Below are 21,172 nucleotides of genomic sequence, written 5' to 3' on the forward strand. Positions count from 1 at the left end.
AAAATTTCTATTTTGCTTTATACTTTTTGAAATTTTTTATTCTTTCTCCCATGCAAAAGTACTGGCTATTTTTCTTTTTTCTTTTTCCTACGCTTAGTGACTGTACAGAAACCTCGCGTTATGTAGAGGTAAAATCCATTCATGAGGTTGCAGGGGATATCCTGTATGATGATGCAGATTTCTGGTTAATACTTGATCTTGATGACACGTTACTCGAAGGAGCTGAGGCTCTAACACAAACATCGTGGCTCCAGAAAACAATAGAAGGATTTCAACAACTCGGCCTCTCTGAAAGTGAAGCTTGGCAAACTGTCTACCCTTATTGGGAAGGGTTCCTAGAAAAAGGATCGGTAAAAACTATAGAAAATACTATGCAGATCCTCATCTCAAAAGTCCAAGAAAAACAGAAAACCCTGTTTGTTTATACAGAGCGTAAACATTCCTCAAAAGCGATTACTCTACAGCAACTAAAAAGCTTAGGTCTATCTTTAGAAAGTACAGCTCCTGTGGTAACTCATGAACTTCCAAAAAGTATCCTTTTTTCTTCTGGGGTATTGTTTGGAGAAGAACTCCACAAAGGACCAGGACTCCAAATCTTCTTAGATACTATCGCAGCCTGTCCTGAAAAAATTATCTACGTGGATAATTCCAAAGAAAACGTGGCACGCGTTGGGGAGCTATGTAAATTAAAAAAAATTTCTTATCTTGGAATTACTTACTCAGCTAAAAAATTCTTACCTCCAGTATATCATCCGGAAATCTCTAAGGTCCAATATACATACACACAAAAACTTCTTAGCAATGAGGCTGCTGCTTTATTACTCAGACACCAAATGATAGAATAACATTAAGATAACAATTCCTCTATTTTCTCCAAAAATGATGGCATAAAAAAAACTTTTTTTTTTAGAGTCACAAAAAAGAACCACGTATCTTTTCTTTTGGTAGTTCATGGCGTCTTTTCGTTCCTCTCTATTATCTGCTCTATGTGCCTATGGCATGATGGTCATGCCTGCCTATGCTATTGATCCCAATCACCCTAAGCTCCACCATCATAAGTACTCCGAAAGATTGAAAAAAAGGCACACGGAAGATTCGTATCTTTCCTCTTCCTCGACGCTAGAATCCTCCAAAACCTTCGCCCAAGAACCTCGTCGTCACGTACTTACCCCCATACGTAATGTATTAGCAGATCGCCCTTGCGAAGAGGGATTGTCGATCTCCAAATTGTTCAACTCCATAGAAAAAGAGACGAACTCTCAAATTTCTGTGGATTTTACCATTCTTCCTCAGTGGTTTTATCCTAAGAAAGGTTTGCTAAAGGCAGTTGATGAAAAACAGCCGACTTGGCAATTTTACGTGAGTCCCAACGTTTCTTGGCAACTCTATAACAGCCCTACTGCAGGTGTAGGGAGTATCGATTTCTCCTATACCTTGGTACGTTACTGGAGAAACAACGCGCAAAATGCGAACAACGCTATAGGAATTGCGGGCGGGATTAATGATTATAGTACTCGAACTAATACGTTATCTCAGCTAACGTTTTCTCAGACATTCCCCGAGAATATCCTTACCATTTCATTTGGCCAATACAGCCTATATTCTATAGATGGGACATTGTACGATAACGACCAACAATCAGGATTCCTAAGTTACGCGTTATCACAAAATGCGAGTGCTACGTATTCCTCCGGAAGCGTGGGTGCTTATCTACAATTTACACCTACCCCCTCGATAAATATTCAAGCTGGTTTCCAAGATGCTTATAATGTTTCAGGTTCTTCTTTTGATCTGTATAACCTTACAAGAAACCGCTATAACTTCTATGGCTATGTCTCTTGGGCACCACAAAGTAGTTTAGGTAGTGGGCAATATTCTGCATTAGTCTATTCTACAAGGAAGGTACCTGAACAACCTGTGCAAACCACAGGATGGTCACTAAACTTCGGACAGCACCTAGGAGAAAAACTGTATGTATTTGGAAGATGGAATGGTGCCACAGGAACAGTGACCAACCTCAACCGCTCTTATGTTCTGGGATTAGCATCAGCAAATCCCATAAATCGCAATCCTCAAGATCTTTTAGGTGCTGCGTGCTCCATGAGCAAAGTCAATCCTAAAGTAATTACAGAAAAGAAAATCCGCAAATACGAAACTGTAATAGAAACATTCGCAACCATAGGATTTGGACCTCACATATCGCTAACTCCAGATCTACAAATCTATATTCATCCTGCACGAAGACCCGATAAACGTGCCGCTAAAGTTTACGGCGTCCGAGCGAATTTCTCTACCTAACATCCTACAACTTGATATCCTTAGGAGTTTGTACATGCCTTACGGAACACGCTACCCGACATTAGCTTTCCATACGGGAGGAGTCGGTGAATCTGATGATGGAATGCCTCCTCAACCTTTTGAAACTTTCTGTTATGACTCAGCTCTATTACAAGCAAAAATTGAGAATTTTAATATCGTCCCTTACACATCAGTACTACCTAAAGAACTCTTTGGCAATATTGTTCCTGTAGATCAATGTGTCAAATTCTTCAAACATGGTGCTGTTTTAGAAGTCATCATGGCTGGACGCGGAGCTTCCACAGTAGAAGGCACGCATGCTATTACTACAGGTGTAGGTATTTGCTGGGGACAAGACAAAAATGGCGAGCTCATCGGTGGATGGGCAGCAGAATATGTAGAGTTTTTCCCTACATGGATTAACGATGAAATCGCAGAATCCCATGCTAAAATGTGGTTGAAGAAATCCCTTCAACATGAACTAGATCTTCGCTCAGTTGTCAAACATAGTGAATTTCAATATTTCCATAACTACATTAACATTAAGCAAAAATATGGTTTCTCATTAACTGCATTAGGGTTTCTCAACTTTGAAAATGCCGATCCGGTAACAATTAAGTAAGGAGAATACATGATTTCTAATGGGAGTAAATCCGGGAAAAATCTCGGAGCCATAGCTTTAGCAGGCATGGTCATTAGCTCCATGATTGGGGGAGGGATTTTCAGCCTTCCCCAAAATATGGCAGCATCTGCAGGAGTAGGCGCAATTATCTTAGCATGGATCCTAACAGGCGTAGGCATGTTTTTCATTGCCAATACTTTTAAAATTCTCTCATTAGTACGCCCGGACTTAACGACAGGAATCTATATGTACAGCCGAGAAGGATTTGGCCCCTACATAGGGTTTACTATCGGCTGGGGATATTGGTTATGCCAGATCTTTGGGAATGTCGGTTATGCCGTGATGACCATGGATGCATTAAACTATTTTTTCCCTCCCTACTTTCAAGGAGGAAATACTCTACCCGCCATTCTAGGGGGCTCCATACTCATCTGGGTTTTCAATTTCATCGTCTTAAAAGGAATCCGTCAGGCATCGTTCATTAACATCATCGGCACAGTAGGCAAACTCGTTCCTCTGATTGTATTCATTATCATCACAGCCTTTCTTTTTAAACTTGCGATTTTCAAAACAGATTTTTGGGGGGATACGGTTACAAAAACACAACCGTTATTAGGATCTATGACTAGTCAGCTGAAAAGCACAATGTTAGTTACCTTATGGGCTTTCATAGGCATCGAAGGCGCCGTAGTCATGTCCGCACGTGCAAAAAGTCCTAGTGCTGTTGGAAAAGCGACGATTTTAGGTTTTACTGGGTGTCTCACTGTTTACATACTTTTATCTATCTTACCTTTTGGCTCCTTATTTCAACATCAACTCGCCGGTATTGCCAACCCTTCCACCGCGGGAGTATTGGATATTCTCGTAGGAAAATGGGGAGAAATTTTAATGAATGTTGGTCTCCTTATTGCCGTACTTTCTAGTTGGTTATCCTGGACTATGATCGTTGCTGAGATCCCGTATTCTGCAGCAAAAAATGGGACATTCCCAGAGATTTTCGCTATCGAAAATGCGCATCGCTCTCCTAAAGTTTCATTATATGTTACTAGTGCTCTCATGCAAATCGCTATGCTTCTGGTATACTTTTCAACCGACGCATGGAATACCATGTTGAGCATTACAGGCGTAATGGTCTTACCTGCCTATTTCGCAAGTGCCGCTTTTCTTGTGAAGTTTAGTAAAAACAAAAAATACCCAAATAAGGGACCTATCAAAGCCTTCACTGCAAAAATTACAGGACTTCTGGGTGCCGTTTATTCTATTTGGCTCATCTATGCTGGAGGGCTGAAATATCTACTTATGGCTATCATTCTCTTGGCGTTAGGCATTCCTTTTTACATCGATGCCGGGAAAAAAGGCAGAAATGCAAAAACATTTTTTGCAAAAAAAGAGGTTACAGAAATTACCATCATTGCTTTTCTAGCCTTATTGGCTATATTCCTCTTTTCAACGGAAAAAATCCGTTTATAACCAAACGATCTAATCACCCTTTGGGAGAGGCCTTTGCGCCTCTCTCATTTATCCTCAGGGGAGATATAGAGTGAATTTCTAAATTCAGATCCTAGATTTCAAGGTAGACTTATGCGTATAGCAGTTTTAGGAGCAGGATATGCCGGGCTTTCTGTAACTTGGCATTTACTGCTGCATTCTCAGGGAACAGCAACTATTGATCTTTTTGATCCTGTACCTTTAGGTCATGGGGCTTCGGGATTGTCTTCAGGTCTCCTCCACGGATTTACTGGGAAAAAAGCGATTAAACCTCCCCTCGCCGATTTAGGAATTACCTCTACGCATAGCTTAATCACAGAAGCTAGCAAAGCATTACATACCCCTATTGTTCTTTCCCGTGGGATCATCCGCCCAGCAGTAGACAATGAACAGGCGGAGATTTTTATGAAGCGTGTCGAGGAGTTTCCTCAAGAACTCGAGTGGTGGGAGAAAGCACGTTGTGAAATGACTGTCCCCGGTATTGTTTCTGATCTCGGAGCTTTGTTCATAAAGAACGGTGTAACCATAAATAATAACGCTTATATTAATGGTCTCTGGGATGCTTGTGCTAATCTTGGCACCCAGTTTTACGATGAGCTTATAGAAAATCTCTCTGATATTGAAGAGTTTTATGAGCATATTATCGTTACACCAGGAGCGAATGCCCATTTCCTTCCCGAATTACAAAAACTCCCCTTATCCAACGTAAAAGGCCAGCTTATAGAAATTGCCTGGCCTAAGGATCTGGCTATACCACAATTCAGCATCAATGGCCGGAAGTATATGGTAGCAAACACAGAAAACCATACCTGTATTTTAGGATCTACTTTCGAACATAATCAACCCGAAATTGTTCCTGACGAAAATGTTGCCTATAATGAAATTATGCCTCCTGCTCTCTCCCTATTTCCAGCTCTTAAAGATGCGACTATCCTGAATTATTATGCGGGGATGCGTTCATCAAGCTCGACACGTTTACCCTTGATTAGTAGGGTAAAAGAAAACCTTTGGTTCCTAGGAGGTTTAGGATCCAAAGGTCTACTTTATCATGGCCTTACCGGAGATATGCTAGCTCAAGCTGTTTTAAAACAATCTACAGCTTATATAGCTAAAGAGTTTCTATTTACTCTTTAATCAGATGGTCTTGAGAGGTTTGCTTCATTAAGTAAAAGTCAAAAGAGAAGTTAAAGAAAAAAGAAAGAGCTGGTGTAAGAATCAAAGCTATGGGCATGACCAAGACCAGGACCTCCATTAAAAACGATCCTGTGTTCATATCGGATAAACACACAAGATGTGACATCAAATAAAACGAATCTAAGGCGAGCCAGCTACACAATGCTAAAGGTGTCGCTGCTATGATAAATCCTATAGACTGTTTCAATACGTTACCTTTAAAACAACTTAATAACTGCATATAATCCACGCTTTCATGATCGCTAAGCACAGGTATGCAAAAAAATAAAGATATGAAAGCACCGAGAAATAGTAAGATCAAAGTTGTTGCTGAAAGATAGGGAACAAAAATTAACAACGTGTGAAACACTTTACCAATCCAAGGCAAAGAGCTTAAAAACATCGATAACAAAATTATTGTACTGACTACAACCATAGCAATAAAAAATGGCATAGAAACCAGTAAAGATAACCACAGGGATTTCCAATTTTTATGAAATGTTGCTGTGATTTTTTCTACGTGACCCACAGATTCTTGTTTTAATAACGCCTGGACAACCACAGCAGATGCACACACAATACTAAAAGAAGAAAAAAACGCTCCTAAACCTAGGGTTGATAGCGAAAAACTAAGAACAAATTGTGAGCATAATTTTAAAAATATAGAAAAAACAAAACCAAAACAGCACAAACTAGAAAAAATAAAAAGAAATCGCTGTTTATTAAAAATCTTTTTAAAAGCATTTTGACTTAATACGTCAAAAGATTGAGTCATAAATCACCCCATTAACTTGTGCTATAACAAAGATACATTGGCTTTTTCCTGAGAAATTTCATCCAAGGAAATTTGAATCTTATTTTTTATAAAGGTATCCCAAAGCAATCCAGGAACAATCTCATAATCCCCAGAAGGCAGCATACGACATGGAAAACCAAAAATTAAATCTTCAGGAATACCATAGGGATTGTAGTCAGAGCATACTCCAGTAGAAAACCACTCTCCATCTTTAGGGAGAAAAATAGAGCGTGCTGCCTCTGCTAAAGCACGAGCAGCAGATGCTGCAGAGGATTTCCCACGAGCTTCTATAACGGCACTTCCTCGATTTTGAATAGAGGGTAACATGATATTCTCAAGCCAATCGCGGTCACCAATCACTTCAACAGCAGGTTTCCCTGAGATTAACGCTTGAGTAAAATCGGGAACTTGTTTTGCCGAATGATTTCCCCAAATGACAACGTGGGAAACTTCATCCAAAGGCACTTCGGCGCGATGAGCTAACATTGTATGCATCCGGTTCTGATCTAACCGCAACATAGAATGAAAATTCCGTCTATTCAATCTTGGAGCTTGGCTCATCGCAATCCAGCAATTCGTATTTACAGGATTACCAACCACAAAAATTTTTGCGTCACGCTTGGCAGAAGTATTTAAAACAGATCCCTGAAGGGAAAAGATCTCTCCGTTACGCTTTAAAAGATCCGAGCGTTCCATACCAGGACCTCGTGGTGCCGCTCCTATAAGAAAAGCCGCGTCAATACCATCAAAAGCATCTTCTAGAGAAGTTGTAACACGCAGAGACTGCAAAAGAGGATAAGCACCATCATCGAGTTCCATACGAACACCTGAAAGCACTCTCTCTAACCCAGGGAGGTCATATATACGTAAATCTATCCCGCAATCACTACCAAAAACATCACCATGAGCTAGAGCAAATAGAAAACTATAGGCAATTTGCCCTGTCCCCCCTGTAACAGCAACGCTAACCGTACGCGTTAGTTTCATAACCACGCCTCCCTAAAAAAAAACACTATAATCCTTAAATAAAAACAAAATCAAGCGCGTCTATTTTGTGATAGCTAAGAGAAAGCGATTCCTAAGCTAAAACCGTGTCAAGAGGCGAAATACATATAAGCGTTACGCTCCTATCCACAATACTCCGCATCTGAATTCTATACCAAGACTTATGCTTTACTAACGTTTCTGTCAAACCCTAGTTGTTAGCATAAACCCAGTAAATCCCAAAGATATCAGAGTAAAATTGAGGTAGTACGTTGCAAAAAAATACTGCTGAGCAAAAAAAATACAAAGAAAGACGTTTGCGTCTTAAGAACTGTTGAAAATCAGGAAATGTGCTCAGGAAGCTATACGATAGAAAATGGCTCCTCGAACACCTACCCAAACCCCTGAACGAGATTTCATCACCTGTTCTCCCTTACGCGTAGATAAAACACCGTGAATATCTAAAAAACCTAATGAACGCACACGAATAAAAAACATAGCGTTTCCATCCATCGCTAAAAAAATGAAGACACTATTGTAGCATAAAAACTATTAAAACCTTGAGGGAAAATGAGTTCCCTCTCTGGCAACAGACTTTAAGATTTTTTCTTCTGTGTACTGTTAAAAAGCTTTAACAATGCTTCTGCCTCAAGGCAAGCCCCTTCTTTCGCCTGCCCCTGCATAATTCCCAGAACCTGGTTGGCGAGATCTTTTCCTAGAGTAACTCCTTCCTGATCGAAAGAGTTAATCCCCCAGCAAAAGCCTTGGAAGACGATCTTATGTTCGTAGAAAGCCAAGAGAGCTCCCATAGTGTAAGGAGTCAGCCGCTCAGCAACAAGAAGAGAAGAAGGACGATTGCCTCTAAAGCTCTTATTCGGGTTAGTATTTTCTCGTCCCTTGGCTAAAGCTATAGATTGCGCGACCATATTAGCAAAAAGCTTCTGGGAAGAGGTAGATCCAGAAATGACGATATCTCTTCCTCTTTGATTATCAAGAAAACCAATAAATTCTATAGGAATGACATCGCTACCTTGGTGTAGGCACTGAAAAAAGGAGTGTTGGCTATTGGTACCGACTTCCCCCCAAAGGATCGGACTGGTAGCAAATCCTATTATCTCCCCAGTTTGAGCAATACTTTTCCCGTTGGATTCCATACCACATTGCTGCAAGTGCGCGGGGAAGTACTCTAAACCCGCAGAATAGGGAACAATCACTGAGGTAGGGTAACCCAAGAAATTACGGTTCCAAATTCCCAACATTGCTGCTAACATAGGCAGGTTTTCACTCATTTGCGGTGCCAAAGCAGCTAAATCCATAGCTGCAGCTCCTTCAAGGAGCTGAAAAAAAACATCAAATCCATAAGCAAAGCCTAAAACAACACCACCGACCATAGATGTAGAGGAATACCTCCCCCCAATGCTATCCCAAATATGGAAAACTTCAAGATACTTACTTCTGTCGTCCATGGGACTCCCCTCACAAGTAACAGCAATGAAGTGGTCACGGAAGTGGAGACCCTGTTTTAAGAAATGATCAGCAATGAATTCTTCATTCACAGCAGTTTCTAATGTAGTTCCTGATTTCGATACAGTCACAACTAAAGTTTTGGAACAATCGATCTCCTGTAAAACTTCTGCTGCATTATCGGGGTCAATATTAGAAACGAAATAGACTTTCTTATCCGAAGGACAACAACCTTTTAAGGCACGATGTAAAGCTTTCGGCCCCAGCTCCGAACCCCCAATACCAATCTGCACAATAGTAGTAAAAGCATCTCGATATTGATGTAAGAAGTCTTTTAAGCGTTGTGCTTCAATTTTAGACCTTAAAGCAATATCCTCTGCATTTCCTGTTAAAGGAATTTCCTTAACCCAAGCACGTGTTGCTGTGTGCAAGGCAGGGCGAGATTCACTAGGGAAATTATCAATATAGTTTACAACCTCGCCGCTTTGCATCGCTTGCATAGAAGACACAAGACCACGTTCAGAAGCTAAATCCGTCAAGGCTGATACAACACCTTCATCAACTCGTTCTGTAGCATAGCTTAGGGTGAAACCTCCTATGGATAATGAAAATCTTTCTACACGCTCTTGTGAAATTATTCCCGGGGTAGTTAAATCCACAGGCGCGACAGCCAAATCTTGTAATATCTTTGTTGAGGGGCTATCTAAAAAGCCTTTTCTATCCATCATCTACCTCATCCTAGCTTAAAATCTACCTACAACCTATACTAAAAACTAGACCAGCCGAAGTTCGATTTTATGACCTCAGCCCAGTTTTGCGATGCTATCCTTGAACAATTTACTCTTTTTCTATCAGTAGATCGCGGTCTTAGCTCCAATTCGATTTCCGCCTATTGTCAGGACATTACCTTATTCCTAAAAATCAACACCATTACATCAATTGCAGAAATCTCTCAAGACAGTGTGCATCTGTTCGTTCGTCAGCTACATAAACGCAAAGAAGCTGAAGCCACTTTAGCACGTCGTCTCATCGCCCTAAAAGTATTCTTTCGATTTCTCAAAGAGGCGAAGCTTCTTGAACACCCCCCTCTGATCGAGCATCCCAAAATTTGGAAACGCCTACCCACTGTACTCACGCCACAAGAAGTGGATGCCCTTTTAGCGATTCCTAAGAAAACGCCAACCTCTTCTCTCATCTCTACTCGAGATACGGCTATTCTCCATACGTTATACTCTACAGGTATACGTGTATCTGAGCTCTGCGGTTTACACATCGGAGATGTTAGCGATGACTTTCTTCGCGTTACAGGGAAAGGTTCGAAAACACGACTTGTTCCCTTAGGGAAACTTGCGAGCGCAGCCATTGACGCCTATCTCTGTCCTTTTCGAGAAAACCTCCAAAAGAAACAATCTGAAGAGCACCACCTATTTCTCTCTATACGCGGACATAAACTCGAGCGTTCTTGCGTATGGAAAAGAATCCATTATTACGCAAAGCAAGTCACCCACAAACGCGTCTCACCCCACTCGCTAAGGCATGCCTTTGCTACTCACTTATTAGACAACAAGGCCGACCTCAGAGTCATTCAAGAAATGCTCGGTCATGCACGCATTGCCTCTACAGAAGTCTATACACATGTAGCCGCAGATACCCTAATGGAAAACTTTCTTTCCTATCACCCGAGGAATCTCTCCTAATCACATTGATAGAAAAACGTTCCGTTCTCTAGGTGAGAATAGCAGTCTTCATGTCCTTGTGATGTTCCAGTATATCCTCCATAAGTCTCAGGATAATAATACCCGTATTCGTATGGATAGTAAAAGCTGTAGGGCACATGACCATTCTGCTCCTGAAACTGCAGTCCTGAGACAGCAACCGCTTTGACTAAGGGTGTAGACTCTGCTACACAGGAATTGCCTCCAAAAGCTGAAGAAAAACAAGCACCTAGGAAACACGCTAGGGCTAGAAGCTTTTTCTTCATAAACTTCCTCAAAAAAATCTAAAACTCTAGATTTTATTTTACTACGGATGGGAATTTAATGATGTGTCTACAAGGAAAAAGCGTTGAAATGCCCAGGATAGGACTTGAACCTACATGCCGCGAAGCACTGGATCCTAAATCCAGCGTGTCTACCAATTTCACCACCTGGGCAGAAAAACACTCTATGATGGCTAGCGGGTTCATTTTGATTCCTCTAACTGTTTTTGTAAATAGAAAACCCTATATTCTCGGTGATTCTCTCTTATAGTCTAACCCTTTTATAATCAAACTTGCAGGAAAATTACGTTTTATATAATTTTCATCGCTTCTATGTCCCCATAAATCACTCGTGCGAAAATTAGTATGAATACACCCCTGCCTTCAGCAGTCCCGTCTACCAATGTCACCCTCAAGGAAGACGCCTCTTCTTCGTCCTCAGCCTCAACATCTTGTAGTATTTTAAAAACCGCAGCCGGCGATGTTGTACTTTCTTTGTTTTCTTCAGAGGGGTCAGCACCGGCTTCGTTAAGTTCCCTTGCTACGCTTGCTTTAGCACAAATTTCTGCGATGGCTGGCGACAAAACTGATCTGTTTCAAGATTGTGCTCATAATTTTGTATTCTTATCTCCTGAAACAGTTGAACTTGAAATACAGATTGCCGACCTCCTGCAAACTTTAGAAACGTTAAATCCTCAGACAACTAGCGAAGAAAAAACCCATTGTAAGCAACAAGAACAGAGCTTACTCCACAAAGGCTACGAACCTCGGGAAGTCGCACCAAAATCGGCAAAAGATATCCCGAGCTCATCCAAAACATTGCCCCAGCCTCTAAAAGCGTTTTCTGGACATGCGTCTGCGAAAACTTCCGATTCCCGCCCTTCGGCAAACTCTTCAACGATTCCACATAACTCGGAACAATATACATCACGAGCTTCGCATTCTTCTACGCCATCGCAGCAACCTCGAACAGAAAAAGAGAGTGATTTCATTTCGTATTCATCTTCCCTTGCCTACACCACAGAAAAAAAAGAACAACAGATCTTTACAACGAAATCTCAAGAGTCCAAACAAGACCGAGAAAACCGAGATCAAAAGCAAGATCAACAACGTAACGGGCAACATCAAGAAGAGAATCATCAAGAAAAACAGAGAGAAAAAAAACACAAGTCACAGTTTGATATCGACAAAAATCTCCCTACATCTTCTCCATTATCTATAATGCAACTTCAGTATTTTGATGACTTACGCCAATCTCGAGAAATCGATATGGAGAAAGAAAACACCTTTAAGAAAAAAGCACCATCTCCGATGTCGTTGTTTGCTTCAGCAACGCCTACTCCAGGGTATGCTCCCATACAAACGCCAAAAATCGAAAACGTGTTCATACGTTTTATGAAACTGATGGCAAGGATCCTGGGGCAGGCGGAAGCTGAGGCTCAAGAACTCTATCTTCGTGTTAAAGAACGTACTGATAATGTTGACACTTTAACTCTATTAATTTCTAAAATTAATGCTGAGAAAGGTGCCATTGATTGGAGAAATAACGCAGAAATGAAAGCTCTTGTTGACCAAGCGAGAAAACTCGATGTCACCATATCAGATACGTTACAATGGACTGAAGAAGAGAAAAAGCTTCTGAGAGAAAATATTCAGATGCGCAAAGAAAATATGGAGAAAATTACCCAACTCGAAAGAACAGACATGCAAAGGCATCTTCAGGAAGTCTCGCAATGTCACCAAGCACGCTCCAATGTATTGAAACTTCTCAAAGAGCTCATGGATACCTTTATTTACAACTTGCGTCCGTAATGTCATATTTAGCGTATTTATTAGAAAAAGTAGCAGCCTCTAGCAAAGAAGATTTTCCTTTTCCTGATGATTTGGAAAGTTATCTTGCAGGATATTTCCCAAATCAAGATCTTCCTTTGGACACGTACCAAAAGCTATTCAAAATCTCTTCAGAAGAGCTAGAACGTGTGTATAAAGAAGGCTATAACGCCTATTTAAATAGAGAATATCAAGTAAGTAGTGAAACTTTCCGTTGGCTAGTATTCTTTAATCCTTTCGTCTCGAAGTTTTGGTTTTCTTTAGGAGCTTCTTTACATGTGAGCAAGCTCTATCCCCAAGCTTTACATGCCTATGCAGTCACGGCATTATTAAGAGATAAAGATCCTTATCCTCATTACTATGCTTACATTTGCTATACACTCATGGACGAACATGAGAACGCAAATAAAGCTTTAGAACTTGCTTGGGAACGCGCCAAACATCATAGCGCTTACCAAGAACTAAAAGCAGAAATCTTGGATATAAAAAACCATGCATAATCCCATAACTATGGGGAATTGACTATGTCTTCCTGGCTCGCACAATCTACAGAAATCCTCTTAAATCAACAGCCGTATATCCCAGATAGTCCTAAACAATCTGAAGCCACTTCAAGTATAAAGTATTCTATTACTCAAGCTACAGAATCTTCTGGGCAATCCTTAACAAAAATTTTTATCAACAAGCAATGTGAGAGATTGCTGACAAAAAATGGCGAGAAAGTTGTCACAAATAAACCCCTGACCCCCGCAAGTCCTAGAGAAAAAATCCTACAATTTGGAAGTTCTCTAGCCTCACAATTACCAAGAAAAGAACAGACTTCATCATCTTCTCCTTGGAATCTCTTTTCACGAACAAATTCTAAAGAATCGATGACAGCTCTTCGCAAAGATTTAATGATGCCGAAATTTGAAGAAGCAGCTACCGAGAAGAAAGTCTTTTCTGAAAAAACTCCCTACACGGAAACGTGTGTACAACATAAACAACAACCAAGAACTCAACATGACATAGAAAGATCTAAGACGTTCTGTGAATCTACAGAAGATACAGAACATACACTACTATCCGAGGAGAAATTTCTTTCTTCTCGGGATGCTGATTTGCGTAATAAAGAAGAACATCGACTAACTCTAAAATCGCCTCTAGGAAAATATAGCAAAGGATTATCACAAGATGAGCATCCAGGAAAACAGCACCCTCAAAAATGTGTCTTTAAAAAATTCCAAAAAAATAAAAAAACGCGAGCAGCTTCTGTTGTTCCTATTATTCATCCTCCTTCTGTTGGTGTATTTACCTTAAGTTACCTACTCACAAAACAAGGGATACTTTCCGATTTTTCAGCTTATGCATCCTATAAAGATTGTGTAGAAACTACGCAAAAAGAACTTGATGCAACACATGCAGAGCGTATTGAACAAATCCAAAAGTCTATTGAGAAGGAACGGCAAGCGCAACGCTGGGGCTCTTTAGCCACTCTTATGGAATGGATTGTGCCCTGGACCAACTTGGGCATCTCTACTTTTGCTGTAATCATGGGGGGAGGGATTTACTATTGGGTAGCTGTGCTATCCGCTCTTATTATACTCACACTCACCTTATTGAATACTATAAACGGTTGGGACGCTATTGAAAAATTCCTCCCAGGGAAAGACAGGCAAACAAAACAAAAAATACTAAGAATTGTACAAATTGTTCTTTATGCCATCGCCACTATATTATCCTTTACCGTTATAAATATGGAAAATCTTGGGCTATCTCCACTTATAGAAGGAGCCCTGCATGGGTTAATCCCCGCTTTAGAAGGGGCTGTAAGCCTACTACGCGGGGCTACGCTGTGGATACGCTCAAAATTATTCAAAATGAAGTCCCGCTACATGCTTCTCGAAACAAAAATCGAACTTCTTAGCTTAGAAAGGGATGATTACATCGCGCGTACTCAAGAAATCTTGGAAAGTCTTCATGACTCTTTCGAAAATCTCGTGCGCATGCTACAGTTGTGCAGAGAAATCGACAGAACGTTTCTGGAATCTCTAAAGTAAATTTTTTGTAAGGAATCTTATGACAGCATCTTGTGCAGTAACAGCCGGTTCAACTGCAGAAAGTACGGAGATCGATTTACTAGCTACAGCATCAGAAACTGAAGCATCTGCAACAACCGACGCTGAGGTGAGTGTTCCTGATTGCTGTCAGATGGCTATTTTGCGTTCCATGTCGGATGCCTGTCTAAGCTTATTGAACCAATCAGGTTCGGTATTCTCACAATTTTCTCCTCAAAACAAACCGGCACCTTCAGAAACTCTATTGGCAAAAAATGGTATGTTGATGAAATCTTCATCTCTACCTAATCTATCATCACAAAAATCCCTGGATACATTTTCTTCAACTGATAGAAACCCTTCTTTACAACAAGCTCGGCTATATTCTTCTTTTACCTCAACAAAAGAAGAAAAAACTCCATCGAGCTCAGTATTTTTTTCTTGTCCAGCTCCTAAAGACGCAAGTCTCATAGCAAAAACAACAACATTACTCTTAAAGCTGCCAGAATCTAAAGAAGATGGAGATAGTCGAGATAAGTCTTCTTTTAATCTATGTTCAACAAAAGTTCAAGTGCACACCTACGACAAGGAAACAATAAAAGCGCATAGCTCTAAAAACTCGACGAAAACTTCTGAAGAATCTGCAAAATCCTCCCCTTCTTTACCAAAACCTTCTACGTCTTCTCTCAGTCCTCTGGCCCTATTTAGCCATGTACAAAAAGAAATTACGGAAACACGTCGCGATACTCAATCTCAAGAAAAAGAAGAAGGCCAGGGAGAACAAGGACAACAAGAACACCAAGAGCAACAACAGCATAAACAGAAAAAAGACTTGGCTATTGAAGAACTTTCTCATCAAATATCTTTTCATTATACGCCATCTTGCAGTTTACCTAAGGAGATTGTTGAATTTTCTCTTACAGAAGCTCAGCTGAGCTCATTGATGCATATGCGCGTATCGAATCTAGATATTCTTAAAATCTGTGCAGAAATTATGAAGCTGATGTTGAACAGCCGAGAGCAGGATAATCTCGCCCGTTTAGAAGCTAGAAAACATCTTTTAGAAAAAGCCCACGAACTTATTGAAAGTTATGAAAGTCAAGCTAAGCTTTCTCAATGGTTAGGGATTGCTACAGCAACTTTAGGAATTCTAGGTGCTGCTACTCCTATCATCGGAGAAATCTCTGGGAAACAGATTCTTGGATTTATCCAGCAACATACAGGATTGTGGAAAAAAGCAACAGCGCATACCTTCTTCAAAGGCATGGGAAAAATGTGTTCCTCCCTATCACAACTTACAGAAACCTCGTCTAAAATCTATGAATTAAAAGAAACAGCATCAAGAACATTTGCAGAAAACTATAAAGAGATATTCCGCATAGAACATGATGAAATCACCCGATCTATTGAAGAGGTGAAAGATCATTGGAAAAATATGGACAATTTCCTCTTGCAAATACTACAAACAGAGCACGATGCTGTTCGCAGCCTCTACCAATAGAAAGCCTTTATTTCCTTATATTTTTATATGCTTTCGTCTTCCCCCAAGGGAAAATGACATTGCAGCTTTTCTCAGTGAAAAACAACTGATCCCCTCCAGGTAAAGAATCCAAAGGAAAGGAAATACTGATAACCATATTTCCAGGTTTCAGCTCTTTCAAAGCCTTTAAAACACTTTTTAATACCTTTAAAGAATACGAAGAACCATAGAAGTAAACACAAGAGGCTTGAGACAACAGTGTTTCGTGGAAATGTTCTTTCAAAAATACCGCAGGTTGTACAGATAAGAGACGATGTAGATACGAGGAAAAGTTTATGAAAGTAGGCTGATTATCCACACCGACAACCTGACATCTAAGGATATGGGAAAACCAAAAACAGACTTTTCCTAATCCACAGCCTAAATCATAAACAACATCTTGAGAAGTCACTCCAAATTCCCTACTGACTTTATTCAAAGCCAACCAAGGAGTTTCTCCATATACATTCCCTTCTCTCAATAATGAAGATTGTGGAGAACGACGTAACTTTCGGTAAGGATTTTTTAATAAAGAATAAACAAACTTCGCTAGATCGTATAAAAGCAACTTTGGATAGCGAACATAGAGGGATACAGATAGACCAACATATTCTCTAATAGAAAACCATATTCTATACATCCATACGCGCAATACATATATGAATGAAGACTTTTTAAGTACGAAGCTCTTTAGGCGGTTGGAATACGACATCTTCTGTAGTAAATATATCCTCTTCAACTTGTAAATCAGGTATTAATTCTTTCAACCTAGAAATACAAGATTGAATAATATGCTCAGGAGTGGATGCTCCTGCTGTTACGGCAATATCACCAGAATAATGTAAAATTTCATCAGAAATATGATCGGGACTATTCACTAGCCGTGCGGGGATATTTCTTTTTTCAGCAACCTCACGTAACCGGTTAGAGTTAGAACTTTGAACATCTCCAATAACATAAACAAAATTCACCCTAGGCAGCACTGCACGTAATGCTTCTTGGCGATTTTGTGTAGCATAACATACTGAAGAACTCGGTAAAGTAATAATATGAGGATAACGTGCCTTCAAAGCTTGGGTCACCTCGGCAACATCATCTAAACTCAAAGTGGTTTGAGTTACAAAAAATAAAGGCACATGAATATCGAAGGGTAAGTTGGCAACATCTTCTACTTTTTCTACTACGGTGACACTCTCGGGAGCTTCACCTCGAATCCCTATAACTTCCACGTGCTTCTTCTTGCCTATCAAAATAATTTGATAACCTTTGCTCGCATAAAGCTTAACCGCAGAATGAATCTTAGTTACCAAGACACAGGTCGCATCTATATCAAAAAGATTCCGAGCCTTTGCCTCCTCACGAACTTCTGGAGGGATACCGTGAGCAGAATAAATAACCTTTTCTCCACAAGGAACATCCTTAAGATCTTCTATAAAAATTGCCCCACGTCTCTTAAGATCATCAACTACATGACGGTTGTGAACAATTTCATGTTTTACATAAATAGGAGCTCCCCATTTTTCTAAAGCAGATTCCACAACTTGAATAGCCCGAACGACTCCAGCGCAAAATCCTCTAGGATTACTTAAAATCACTCTACGCATACATCCTCCAAAATGGGTGTGATGCTTAATAAAAAAAACCTTTAGAAAAATACGCTTTTTTCTAAAGGTTTCTAAGTATAACTGAAGATTTTTTATATTGTAATCCCTATTACGACTCAGTGATTTTGTCTGCACTTTCTTCCGTATGAGAGGCTGTCTCATCTTTCTCAACAAGCTGAAGAACTATACGTTTTACACTACCAATGTAATCCGCATATCTTCCTGTTTGTATATCCGCATCTGTAAAGCCTAAAGATACGTGAGGAGACACTCCTAAGTTCTCTATGTATGAACCATCTGATCTTACTGCTAGAGAACCTGTTAAAGAACAATTTTTAATCCCTGTTCTACTAGGAAAATCAACAGTAAAGACAAAACCCCCAGCTCCTGCTGTAGTCGTTCCTACAATGAGAGCTCGACCATTATCTTTCATAATCGCAGGCAATAAATCTCCACAGGAGAAATCCTCTTCATTGATCAAGACACAAATAGGATGTGTGTAACGATGCTCAGGGTGCGGGTGTACATAAGCAAACCCTAATAAAGGTACAGGAACAGTGAGATTGATATCTCCTCTTTCCCAGCAATTTAAAATCGTGTGTGAGAATTTTTGTAGATACCCCACAGCATGCATATCAATTGGATACCCTTCCATATCTTGACCGAGAGCATTTCTTGCTTGCTCATCTGTTTCCACACCTTCAAGCATCTCTAACCATTTTATGGCTGCTTGCACTTCACTTTGAGTGAGTATCATTCTATGTTTAGGTGTTTCTAAAGGCTTATCCGTTAATCTACTCAATAACCCATAAAGATAGAAAACACTTCCCCCAGGATTATTTGTTTGATCGATAATTAAAGCCTCTGACTTAGATTGAAGAACGTCGATGATCCCGTTGAAGTCTTCCCATGGGGAATTCATGTTCTCAACACTACGATCTTCCATATCGGTCCATGAATATGTAGAAATTCTAAGGAATCCGATTTCATGAGATTGCCCACGATCATCTGCCACTGTAAATATGTAAGCGTGATATGGCTCACTTTGTGCTCTCCATGTCACTTTCCCAAAATCAGGAAGAAAGCCTTTTTTACTTCCAATATTGTAATCACTGTAGAAACCACGTTTATATTGCTCACGTAATTCGCTCCAGAAATACGGGACCATGGCATTCGTAAACAAACATTTGTCAGAAACACCGGATAATAAAGGTAAAGCGCGTGGTGATTTCATCTCTATTACAGGATTTTGTACCAAAGGAGATATCAAAGATAAATCCCGAATATGTTCAGGAGTATGACGCCATTTAACTTTTAAAGTACGCGTTAAACCACTAGGACGACGAATTTTTAACGTAGCTATCCCTACAGGAATCTGATGCCCCAAAGCAGCAGAACGCGAAAAGAGCATACGCGTAGCTGTAGCATAGTCAGAAGGAGCTCCTCTACCAGTACGTATACTTTCGATCGCCTCCAAAATGGGTACACCATCCATCTCCAAAATTTCATCACCTACAGATATATCAGAGTGGTAGGTATGCACGTCGACAACAAAACACCTATTATTGCTACTTAACTTTAGTGTATAGGGTAAATACGACCCCTCTGTAGCAAAGAATGTGATCCCTGCGTGGAAGTCATTTAAACTAGCAATATACTCAGAAAGAACCCCTTGACAATACTTTACAGAGGGATTTTCCTCTAATTTTAACTTTACACGCGCTTGATCTGTGACATCTTTAAGATCCCAACGGAAAAGCTTATGCTTCCAATCTTTAGGAGCGTATTTAATATCCAATAAGTGTTCTAAAAAATCCAAATCTGCGCATGCGCTTTGGTGAACCAAGGTCTTCGCAGAACCCGAAAAGTGAAAACCCAGTAACAGGGAACAAATCAAGACTGTAATTTGTTTTAGCTTCATATTTACCTCTCTTCCAAATAGAGAATATTTATAAGGAGGTGGTATGATAGAGGTATAAAGATTTTATTAAAACAAAGTTTTAAAAAATTTTTTTACTCAAAAAACAACCACGTCAAAAAAACATGGCGATACGCTCGAGCATAAAATATGAAAACAGACCGCCAAAATAACTAGCCAAAGCAATCCAAGAAATTGTCTTAAGATACCATAAGAAATCCACCTTCTCAATGCCCATAAAGGCAACTCCAGCAGCTGATCCAATGATTAAAATGCTTCCTCCAGTGCCTGCTGCATACGCGATTAATTTCCATAAAGTATCATCAATTGGAACTTGATACATACCCATAGTCGCAGCAACAAGGGGAACATTATCTAATACACTTGAAATAAGGCCAATAAAAATAGCAACCACGTTCCTAGAAAATATTCTATCCATACTTACAGAGAGTTCAGAAAGAATATTTGAAAAGGTTAAAGCATTGACGGCCAATAAGATTCCTATAAAGAAAGTAATTGAGGAAATATCAATCTTCGTCAAAATATGTGGGATACGCAGATGGTAGCGATCCTCACCGTGAGGAGAATGCACCCAATCACTGGCTAGCCAAACAAGCCCAAGACCTAACAAAGCACCGATAAACGGAGGTACCCCTAAACAGGCTTTCCATACCGGGACCATTAACAATGAACCCAAACCAATACAAATAATTAAACCACTTTTTTTAGGCGATCCTTCTATCTCAACATCCTTAGAAATCATTCCGGAAGAGCGTTTTTTCAGCAGGAACTGAGCACAAATTCCAGCAATAAGTACACAGACCAAACTAGGAACAAATAGAGCGCGAATAATTCCCCAAGAAGTGACTTTATTATTAATCCACAACATTGTTGTTGTTACGTCTCCTAAAGGTGTCCAAGCTCCCCCAGCATTCACACTAATCACACAAATAGCGCCTAAAAGTAACCGATCTTCTCTAGATTTCACCAAGCGTTTCAAAATAGAGATAATAATGATGATAGAAGTTAAATTATCGAGAGCTGCTGATAAAAAGAAAGAAAGCCCAATAAGGACCCAAAGCAATAGAGTTCTCGATTGTATGTAACAACACCGGACGATAAGAGAAAACCCTTTGTGTGCATCTATAAGTTCAACTATAGCCATTGCTGCGAATAAAAAAAAAATGACCTGAGCCATGTCAGCAATTTCTTCAGCTAGAATCATGTGATCTGCATGTTGTATATGAGAAAAACACACTAGCCACATCAAACCTCCCATAGCCAGAGCTACAGCAGACTTATTGACTCGCACAATATGTTCGAAAACAATCGCGATGTATCCAAATAAAAACAGAGCACACAATTGGAATTTCAACATAATGACCTCAAAAATAATACTACGAACTAGTGTACTCCTATTTACAGGTTAGGTAAAGTAGGAAAAATTCTTCCGTGATTAAGA

19 protein-coding genes and 1 tRNA gene are annotated in these 21,172 nt (G+C 40.0%); 10 read left to right on the forward strand and 10 right to left on the reverse strand.

The genetic code is table 11. From position 1 onward, the window contains the following. Nucleotides 1-50 precede the first annotated feature (50 nt). The 5 genes from CHAB577_RS03665 (at nucleotide 51) to CHAB577_RS03685 (ending at nucleotide 5,542) form a co-directional block, all read left to right on the forward strand. Complete coding sequence (locus CHAB577_RS03665; protein WP_011097270.1) at nucleotides 51-845, forward strand: DUF2608 domain-containing protein; 795 nt, start codon at nucleotides 51-53, stop codon at nucleotides 843-845. A 106-nt stretch (nucleotides 846-951) separates the two neighbouring features. Then, nucleotides 952-2,298 carry a porin AaxA gene (gene aaxA / locus CHAB577_RS03670; RefSeq protein WP_011097271.1) on the forward strand — a complete coding sequence of 449 codons (1,347 nt, stop codon included), beginning with the start codon at nucleotides 952-954 and terminating at the stop codon, nucleotides 2,296-2,298. Nucleotides 2,299-2,332: 34 nt separating this feature from the next. Beyond that, a complete protein-coding gene (gene aaxB, locus CHAB577_RS03675) occupies nucleotides 2,333-2,920 on the forward strand; it encodes a pyruvoyl-dependent arginine decarboxylase AaxB (RefSeq protein WP_011097272.1) in 588 nt (195 codons plus the stop codon). A 9-nt stretch (nucleotides 2,921-2,929) separates the two neighbouring features. Next, on the forward strand, nucleotides 2,930-4,390 hold the full coding sequence (gene aaxC / locus CHAB577_RS03680) for an arginine/agmatine antiporter AaxC (protein WP_011097273.1): 1,461 nt from the start codon (nucleotides 2,930-2,932) through the stop codon (nucleotides 4,388-4,390). Between the two features lie 111 nt (nucleotides 4,391-4,501). After that, entirely contained in the window at nucleotides 4,502-5,542 is a 1,041-nt protein-coding gene (locus CHAB577_RS03685) for an NAD(P)/FAD-dependent oxidoreductase (RefSeq protein ID WP_011097274.1), read from the forward strand. On the opposite strand, the gene CHAB577_RS03690 is transcribed toward CHAB577_RS03685, so the two are convergent. The 4 genes from CHAB577_RS03690 to CHAB577_RS03705 form a co-directional block, all read right to left on the reverse strand. Beyond that, the gene (locus CHAB577_RS03690; RefSeq protein WP_006344313.1) at nucleotides 5,532-6,356 is read right to left on the reverse strand and encodes a hypothetical protein; all 825 of its coding nucleotides are present in this window, start codon (nucleotides 6,354-6,356) and stop codon (nucleotides 5,532-5,534) included. The genes CHAB577_RS03685 and CHAB577_RS03690 overlap by 11 nt on opposite strands. Nucleotides 6,357-6,377: 21 nt before the next feature. Then, the gene (locus CHAB577_RS03695; RefSeq protein WP_041461342.1) at nucleotides 6,378-7,364 is read right to left on the reverse strand and encodes a malate dehydrogenase; all 987 of its coding nucleotides are present in this window, start codon (nucleotides 7,362-7,364) and stop codon (nucleotides 6,378-6,380) included. A gap of 351 nt (nucleotides 7,365-7,715) precedes the next feature. Further along, entirely contained in the window at nucleotides 7,716-7,859 is a 144-nt protein-coding gene (gene ltuA / locus CHAB577_RS03700) for a protein LtuA (RefSeq protein ID WP_045071932.1), read from the reverse strand. A gap of 98 nt (nucleotides 7,860-7,957) precedes the next feature. Further along, nucleotides 7,958-9,550 (reverse strand): glucose-6-phosphate isomerase, encoded by a 1,593-nt coding sequence (locus tag CHAB577_RS03705; protein WP_041461364.1) that lies wholly within the window; start codon nucleotides 9,548-9,550, stop codon nucleotides 7,958-7,960. A gap of 72 nt (nucleotides 9,551-9,622) precedes the next feature. Here CHAB577_RS03705 and CHAB577_RS03710 point away from each other — a divergent pair, with 72 nt between their 5' ends. Next, nucleotides 9,623-10,522 (forward strand): site-specific tyrosine recombinase XerD, encoded by a 900-nt coding sequence (locus tag CHAB577_RS03710; protein ID WP_011097278.1) that lies wholly within the window; start codon nucleotides 9,623-9,625, stop codon nucleotides 10,520-10,522. On the opposite strand, the gene CHAB577_RS03715 is transcribed toward CHAB577_RS03710, so the two are convergent. Together CHAB577_RS03715 and CHAB577_RS03720 are read right to left on the reverse strand one after the other, a co-directional pair. Then, a complete protein-coding gene (locus tag CHAB577_RS03715; RefSeq protein ID WP_180379787.1) occupies nucleotides 10,519-10,806 on the reverse strand; it encodes a hypothetical protein in 288 nt (95 codons plus the stop codon). The two genes, CHAB577_RS03710 and CHAB577_RS03715, sit on opposite strands and share 4 nt — an antisense overlap. Before the next feature lie 89 nt (nucleotides 10,807-10,895). Then, nucleotides 10,896-10,977, reverse strand: a tRNA-Leu gene (locus CHAB577_RS03720). Between the two features lie 192 nt (nucleotides 10,978-11,169). Between CHAB577_RS03720 and CHAB577_RS03725 the strand changes: the two genes are divergently transcribed. Genes CHAB577_RS03725 through CHAB577_RS03740 form a run of 4 tightly spaced genes read left to right on the forward strand, consistent with a single transcriptional unit; the run spans nucleotide 11,170 to nucleotide 16,170 of the window. Then, on the forward strand, nucleotides 11,170-12,615 hold the full coding sequence (locus tag CHAB577_RS03725) for a hypothetical protein (protein WP_011097279.1): 1,446 nt from the start codon (nucleotides 11,170-11,172) through the stop codon (nucleotides 12,613-12,615). Continuing rightward, complete coding sequence (locus tag CHAB577_RS03730; RefSeq protein ID WP_006344320.1) at nucleotides 12,615-13,133, forward strand: SycD/LcrH family type III secretion system chaperone; 519 nt, start codon at nucleotides 12,615-12,617, stop codon at nucleotides 13,131-13,133. Before CHAB577_RS03725 ends, CHAB577_RS03730 begins: the two co-directional genes overlap by 1 nt. A gap of 24 nt (nucleotides 13,134-13,157) precedes the next feature. Then, nucleotides 13,158-14,672, forward strand: a complete 1,515-nt coding sequence (locus tag CHAB577_RS03735; RefSeq protein WP_041461343.1) for a hypothetical protein — start codon at nucleotides 13,158-13,160, stop codon at nucleotides 14,670-14,672. Between the two features lie 19 nt (nucleotides 14,673-14,691). Continuing rightward, nucleotides 14,692-16,170 (forward strand): hypothetical protein, encoded by a 1,479-nt coding sequence (locus CHAB577_RS03740; RefSeq protein ID WP_011097281.1) that lies wholly within the window; start codon nucleotides 14,692-14,694, stop codon nucleotides 16,168-16,170. A 7-nt stretch (nucleotides 16,171-16,177) separates the two neighbouring features. On the opposite strand, the gene CHAB577_RS03745 is transcribed toward CHAB577_RS03740, so the two are convergent. The 4 genes from CHAB577_RS03745 to CHAB577_RS03760 all read right to left on the reverse strand — a co-directional run bounded on the left by CHAB577_RS03745 (nucleotide 16,178) and on the right by CHAB577_RS03760 (nucleotide 21,088). Beyond that, the gene (locus CHAB577_RS03745) at nucleotides 16,178-16,900 is read right to left on the reverse strand and encodes a class I SAM-dependent methyltransferase (protein WP_006344323.1); all 723 of its coding nucleotides are present in this window, start codon (nucleotides 16,898-16,900) and stop codon (nucleotides 16,178-16,180) included. After that, complete coding sequence (gene ispH, locus CHAB577_RS03750; RefSeq protein ID WP_011097282.1) at nucleotides 16,863-17,792, reverse strand: 4-hydroxy-3-methylbut-2-enyl diphosphate reductase; 930 nt, start codon at nucleotides 17,790-17,792, stop codon at nucleotides 16,863-16,865. The genes CHAB577_RS03745 and ispH overlap by 38 nt, the downstream gene beginning before the upstream one ends. Nucleotides 17,793-17,901: 109 nt before the next feature. Continuing rightward, nucleotides 17,902-19,713 (reverse strand): protease-like activity factor CPAF, encoded by a 1,812-nt coding sequence (locus tag CHAB577_RS03755; protein ID WP_011097283.1) that lies wholly within the window; start codon nucleotides 19,711-19,713, stop codon nucleotides 17,902-17,904. Between the two features lie 112 nt (nucleotides 19,714-19,825). Then, nucleotides 19,826-21,088, reverse strand: coding sequence for an NhaD family Na+:H+ antiporter (locus CHAB577_RS03760; protein WP_011097284.1), 1,263 nt, complete (start codon nucleotides 21,086-21,088; stop codon nucleotides 19,826-19,828). Nucleotides 21,089-21,172: the final 84 nt, after the last annotated feature.

Origin of the sequence: Chlamydia abortus (assembly GCF_002895085.1) — a bacterium.
Lineage (GTDB): Bacteria > Chlamydiota > Chlamydiia > Chlamydiales > Chlamydiaceae > Chlamydia > Chlamydia abortus.